At 65.3% G+C, this 6,322-nt stretch carries 7 protein-coding genes; all 7 read right to left on the reverse strand.

Features of this window, described 5'->3' with window-relative positions; genetic code table 11:
* Positions 1-518: ABC transporter permease (locus tag VFP86_04975; protein ID HET8998979.1), on the reverse strand; the 518-nt coding region annotated here is incomplete at its 3' end.
* A 94-nt stretch (positions 519-612) separates the two neighbouring features.
* On the reverse strand, positions 613-1,548 hold the full coding sequence (locus tag VFP86_04980; protein ID HET8998980.1) for an ABC transporter permease: 936 nt from the start codon (positions 1,546-1,548) through the stop codon (positions 613-615).
* 50 nt (positions 1,549-1,598) lie between these two features.
* Positions 1,599-3,026 carry an ABC transporter substrate-binding protein gene (locus VFP86_04985; GenBank protein HET8998981.1) on the reverse strand — a complete coding sequence of 476 codons (1,428 nt, stop codon included), beginning with the start codon at positions 3,024-3,026 and terminating at the stop codon, positions 1,599-1,601.
* Positions 3,027-3,214: 188 nt separating this feature from the next.
* Positions 3,215-4,180, reverse strand: a complete 966-nt coding sequence (locus VFP86_04990) for an NAD(P)-dependent oxidoreductase (protein ID HET8998982.1) — start codon at positions 4,178-4,180, stop codon at positions 3,215-3,217.
* A gap of 219 nt (positions 4,181-4,399) precedes the next feature.
* Positions 4,400-4,780 (reverse strand): hypothetical protein, encoded by a 381-nt coding sequence (locus VFP86_04995; GenBank protein ID HET8998983.1) that lies wholly within the window; start codon positions 4,778-4,780, stop codon positions 4,400-4,402.
* 189 nt (positions 4,781-4,969) lie between these two features.
* Positions 4,970-6,049: a sigma-70 family RNA polymerase sigma factor gene (locus VFP86_05000; protein ID HET8998984.1), complete on the reverse strand. Its 1,080-nt coding sequence runs from the start codon at positions 6,047-6,049 to the stop codon at positions 4,970-4,972.
* An 87-nt stretch (positions 6,050-6,136) separates the two neighbouring features.
* Positions 6,137-6,322 (reverse strand): DUF2182 domain-containing protein (locus VFP86_05005; GenBank protein HET8998985.1); only part of this gene is annotated, 186 nt, incomplete at its 5' end.

Raw genomic sequence — 6,322 nt, forward strand, 5'->3', positions numbered from 1 at the left:
ACGTTGGGCAACAGGTGGCGGCGGATCACGCGCGCGTCGGAGGCGCCGAGGGCGCGTGCACCTAGGATGTACTCGCGGGTCTTGGCCGCCAGGATTTCGCCGCGGATGACCCGCGCGTATGCCACCCATCCCGCGACCACCATCGCCACGTACACGTTGACCAGACTGCCCGGCCCCAACATCGCCACGATTGCGATGACCAGCACGTAGAACGGGAACGCCATCGAGACGTCCACGATGCGCATCAGGATCCCGTCTACGGCACCCCCGTAGTACCCGGCGATCGCTCCGATCCCCAGCCCGATCAGGAACGAGGCTGCGGTGGGGACGGTCATGATCTGCAGATCCACCCGGGCCGCATAGAGGAGCCGGCTGAGAATGTCGCGGCCGAAGTTGTCTGTCCCCAGCGGGTGCGCGGCCGACGGGAGCTGCAGGCTGTTGATCAGGTCGGTCTTCACGGGATCGTAGCGGATCAGGAGCGGCGCGAAAGCCGCGGCGAACAGCACCGCGCTCAGCATCGCTACCGCCATCCAAGTCAGGGGCGAAAGCCGCAAGCGCCGGACATGGAACCGCCGTCCCGCGGGCCGTGCCACGCCCGGCGCTTGAGCACTATCAATCATACGTGACCCGGGGGTCGAGGGCAGCGTACGTCACATCGGTGAGGAGGTTCACCAGGATAACCAGGGTGGCAAACATCAGCACCAGGCCCTGCACCATCGGATAGTCCCGGGCGAACGTGGACTTGATGAGCAGGAATCCGGTTCCAGGAATCGCGTACACCGTCTCGGTGACGACCGCCCCGCCGACGAGAAAACCCAGATGGATGCCCAGGATGGACACCGTCGAGATCAGTGAGTTCCTGAGCACGTGCCGGGTGAACACGGTGGCCCTCCGCAGCCCTTTGGCCCTGGCGGTCCTGACGTACTCTGTGCGCAACACCTCGAGGATGTTGTGCCGCAATGTGCGGACCAGGATGGGGACCAGGGAGAGCGCGATCGTCAGGGCCGGCAACAAGAGATGCCTGAGGTGGTCGCCGAACGTCGTCCCGAAGCCCCCGACGGGAAGCCAGCGCAGCTCGATGCTGAAGACCAGGAGCAGGACGATCGCCGCCCAGTAGTTTGGCGTCGCCAGCGAGAAGAGCACGCCCAACCGGATCATTTGATCGGGGGAGCGCCCCTTCCGCAGCGCCGCCCAGGCGCCGAGGGGCACCGAGACGATCGCCGCGAGGATGGTGGAGTACACGGCCAGGAAGAGCGTGATCGGCAACCGCGCCAGGATGATCGGCATAACCTGGGTGCGGTAGATGAGCGACTCGCCCAACCGCCCGGTGACGATGTTCTGCAGGAAGAACAGATACTGCAGGAGCAACGGCCGGTCGAGACCGAGCTGATGGCGCAGGCGGGCGACGTTCTCCGCCGTCGCCCGATTGTCGAGCATCATGACGGCCGGGTCGCCGGGGATCAGGCGGAGCAGGAAGAACGTGACGATGGTGATCCCAAGGGCGACGGGCAGGACGAGCAGTAACCGCCGCGCGAGGTATCGTCCCACGATCGGTCAAGGTAAGGGCGCCGGCGTTCGCCGGACCCCCCGCGCCTCCTCTACTTCGAGACCCACGCCTCCCAAAGGCGATAGTTCCCCGTGGGCAGCTGCATGAAATCGTGGACGCGGTCCCACATGGCGGTGCGGTTGCCGGCGTAGTACAGTGGGATCACCGCGAACTGATCGCTGGCGATCTTTTGGATCTCGAAATACATCACCTTCCGCTTCTCAGGGTTCATCTCCGCCTCGGCCGCGGCCGCCAGCTGGGTGATGCGGTCGTTCTTGAAGCTGATCCACTTGGCGACGGCCCCGCCGGCGTAGTCCATGCCGAAGGCCACCAGCTCGTCGGGGTCGATCACGTCGCTCGTGTAATAGCCCTTGATCATGTCGAAGTCGCCCTTATTGCGACGGGCCCGCGTGGTGGCGGGTTCAAGGACGGTCACCTTGAGATCAACGCCAATCGCCTTCCACTCGTCCTTGAGGATCGTGGCGATCTGGCTCGCCTGGTTGTTTCCCGCGTTGACCAGGATCTCCGTGGAGAAGCCGCTCCCTAGCCCCGCCTCCTGCAAAAGCGCCTTGGCTTTGGCCACGTCCAAGGGGTACGGTTTGAGCGTGTTGTTCCAGTAGAGCATCGGCGGCAGCATGCTGCCGGCCAGGGTCCCGTAGCCGAACAACACCGCCTTCAAGATCGCGGGCCGGTCGATGGCCAAGTTCAGCGCCTGACGGACCCGGACGTCGTTGAACGGCTTGCGGGCATGATTGACGTAGACATAGTCGAACCCCATCAGCGGGAAGATCTTGACGGAGACCCCTTTCACCGACTTGAGCTGCTCGACCTGGTTCGGAGGCACGTTCGTCGCGATGTCGAGCTCCCCGCTTCGAAACTTGAGCATCCGCGTGTTGTCGTCGGTCAGCACGTCGAATCGGAGCTCGTCCAGATATGGGTACGGCTTGTGCCAGTAGCGGGCGTTCCGCCGCAGCGTGAGATGATCGTTCTTCACCCACTCGGTCAGGACGTACGGCCCGCTCCCCACCGGGTGGTCCCAGAGCGCCTTCCCCTGGGCCTTGATCAGCTTCTCCGGCGCGATGGATGCCGCGTACAGCGAGGCATAGGCCAGGAAAGATGCCGACGGCTTCTTCAACATGACGACGAGCGTGTGGGGATCCGTGGCCGTGGCATGGTCGATCAGCGCAAAGTTATCCTCGAAGTTGGAGTCCTTCGACGCCGCTCGTTCCAGGGTGTAGGCTGCGTCACCGGCGGAAAGCGGCGTCCCATCGGAGAACATCACGCCGTCCCGAATGTGCAGCACCCAGGTCTTGCCGTCGGGGCTGACCTTCCAGCTGTCCGCGGCGCCGGGCTCGACAGTGGCCCCGTCCTTCCCCGGGATGACCAGCTGGTCGTACATGTGCACCATCGTCCAGATCGACATGTTGTCGAATGGCACGATTGGATCGAAGCTCGTGACGTCGCTGTCGGCCAGGCTCATACGAACCGTTCCGCCCGCCTTGGGTGCCGAGAGGACCGGCCACGTCGAAAAAACACCCAAGGCCACCACGACACATACGGCGAGGACCAGACGATAAGACCTTCCCTCAAGCCGCATGACCCCACCCCCCTATTGGGTACCCTCTGAGTCAAATTTGGTCGGACCCGACCGTTCCTTCTCCGCAATTGTCATCGTGTCCTGGTGGGCTCGGGCGATCCCAGGCCCCGGCGAAACCCGTCACGCCAACTGGCGTAGATGGGCTGCCAGCCGAGCAAGCGCTTGGCCTTTGCGTTCGAAGAACCGCGGGCGCTCGTGACGATCTCAAGCATGGCTTCTCCCAGCATCGGGCGTACGAGCCAGACCGGCACCCGATAGGGTGGCCTGGCGCCGATCTCGCGTGCCAATTCCGGCAGCCACACCGACACCTCCGCCGGCTCATCGTCGACGATATTGTAGATTCCGCCCGCGCCCTCCTCGACCACGAGTTGCGCCGCACCGGCCGCATCGTCGATGTGCGTGAACGACCACACGCCGGTGCCGCCCCCGACGATCGGGAATTTGCGCTGACGCACCATCTGTGTGATCTCGCCGTCGATCCCGAGTGACGTCCCCGGTCCGTAGAAGCTGCCGTAGCGGAGGACGATGCCCGTGATGCCCGACGGGCTCGAGACCGCGGCCTCGAGTTGGCGAATGGCGTCGAGCGTCTGCGTCATCGTCCGAGGCGGGTGGGGATCGAGCGGGTCGTCCTCGCTCTTCACGCGGCCTCCCTCGCGGATATTCGGCCAGCCGGTGTAACTCTGCGCGATAAACCGGCGTGCGCCGGCGGCATGGGCCGCAGCGAGCAGGTGGGTTGTGCCGTCCGTGCGGAGCGCGTTGGTGAGGGCAAATTCCCGGTCGAAGTTCTTGAAACTGTGCACGCCTGCGAGCGCGGTGACTTGATGAATGACGACGTCCGGCCTCGCCGCCGCCACGGTCTTCATGACGGCGTCGCGATCGAGGACATCGAGGATGGCCGGCTCGGCGCCGGCCGTTCGCAGCGCGTCTAGCTTGTTCGACGTGCGCGTCGATGCCACGACCTGATGGCCGCCGGCCACGAGGAGTGGCACGAGGCGTTTGCCGATGGCGCCCGTGGCGCCCGCGAGAAAGATCCTCATCGTGGTTCTCTTTTCCAGAGCGGTCACTGTGACACCTATGAGACCGCGGCATGCGGGAACGTGACAACGGATTCCAAGGACCGATGAGTTTTGATACGGTTCCTGGTCCTTACTTACACAGACCCCGGAGCGGGCAGAAACTCTTCGGTGCCGTTGCCAGGACGCAGCGGCCGACCGGAAACTCCTCAACGTCCGTTCGTTGCCCGGAGCCCCACTGGGTCACTCACAGCGTGCGCAGCCGGCAGCCCCCTCATCGTTGGTTGCCGACCCGGGCTCGAGCGCCAGCATACAGGCGATCTCGCCGGTCCGCATCGACAAGGTGAGCAAGAGTGCACTGAGCAAGCACGCTGGTCTATCCCCGCATGCCGGGTCGAACGCATCGTCCGGCAGGCCCGCGATGTAGGCATCAGTCGAGGCGTGCACCGCCCGGGCGTACGGTCGTAGCTGCGCCCGGTCGAGCCGCACCCGGTGCGCCCAGGCGCTCCAGTCCACCGTCCCGATAAGCGGCGGCGTCTCGCTGAGGCCGGTCCGGCCGACCCAGGTCGACAGCGCGAGCGGAGTCCCCCCTCCCGAGCACGCCGTTGACGGCCAGGTCCTCACACACCACGACTTGTGCGTAACAGGCCGCGGCCCGCGCGGCGGTGCCGGGTGGATGCTGGTGGACAGTCTCGGTGGGGAGCCGCTCAATGGCCGCCTCGAGGAGTTCGTGCATACGCTGGAACTGCCAGCGCAGCAACGCTCTTGCGGACCGGTCGTCCCGGCCACGAAGGAGCGCATCTGGTGCAGAGGTCACGGCCAGGGCGCCGGCGGCGCCGTGTCGCCTTCTGCCGGAAGGACAAGGGGCAGGCCGAACGCAACAAAGAGCTGCGGGCTGAGGAAGAAGGTCAGCGTGGCGATCGAGTCATCCTGTACCGACAGCACGTGGATTGAGTGAGCCCGCCACTCGGTCTCGACGTCGGCTCGGCAATAAAATGCGAACGCGGGCTGTCCGTTGGCGCCGATGCGGATCAGACGGAATGGCCCGTGCCCACCGGGTCTCCACGCCCAGTCGAAGAATCTCCGAAGGGATTCTCGACCACGGTACCACTCGCGCCAAGGCGGCATGCTCACCGTCGCATCCTCTCTGAGCAGCGCGACGAAGCCGTCGACGTCGGCACTCTCCCACGCGCGGAGGTAGCGATCCAGAAGCGCGCGTTGCCGATCGTCCGACGCCGGTTGCGGCTTAGGCTGGCCCTCCGGCAGGTGTTTTCCAATGGTCGCGCGGGCTCGCTGGAGGGCGCTGTTGACGGCGGCGACCGACGCATCGAGCAGCCGGGCGCTCTCCGCCGCCGACCAGCCCAACACGTCGTGCAACAGCAGGACGGCACGTTGCCGAGGCGGGAGGTACTGGATGGCGGCGACGAACGCGAGCTGCACGGCCTCATGCATTGTGTAGCGCGCTTCCGGGCCCGGCGCGGGGTCGGCGACGCCCTCCAAGGCCGCCTCTGGGTAGGGTTGGAGCCATGGAATGTCGGTGGCCGGTCCGCGCTCAAGCATCCGGTCGAGGGGCTGGTCTGACGGCGGCCCCTGGATCTCCGGCAGCACACGGCGCGCGCGGCCGGCGAGCGCATTCAGGCAGGCGTTCGTAGCGATCCGGTAGAGCCAGGTCCGGAACGAACTGCGTTCTTCGAAGCCGGCAAGACCGCGCCAAGCCCGCAGGAACGTCTCCTGGACAAGATCCTCAGCATCCTGGAGCGACCCGAGCATGCGATAGCAGTGGAGTTGTAGCTCCGGCCGATAAGGTTCGGCGAGGCGCTGAAACGCATCCCGGTCACCCCTCTTGGCACATGACAGGTGCGTCGCGGGATCCGGCATGTCGGTGGCAGGCATACTCACTGAACGAACTCCCTTTTCTCGGTCGCAATTCCCCGCGATGTTAACAGCCGGCGTCGATCGCAGCGATACACCGGTGACGTCCTACATCGAGGGCGCGAGTCCGGGAACCGCCGCGGGCGCGGTAACGATTAGGATGCCAAATCCGATCATGGCGAGTGCAATCGGTACATCGATGGCGGCCCGCACGGGCACGAACTTTTGGACAATGACGAGGACGGCGATGACGATCATCCACGTCAGGCTCATGATCCCGAGCGCCGCCAGCAT

The sequence above is a fragment of the bacterium genome (assembly GCA_035703895.1).
Taxonomy (GTDB): domain Bacteria; phylum Sysuimicrobiota; class Sysuimicrobiia; order Sysuimicrobiales; family Segetimicrobiaceae; genus Segetimicrobium.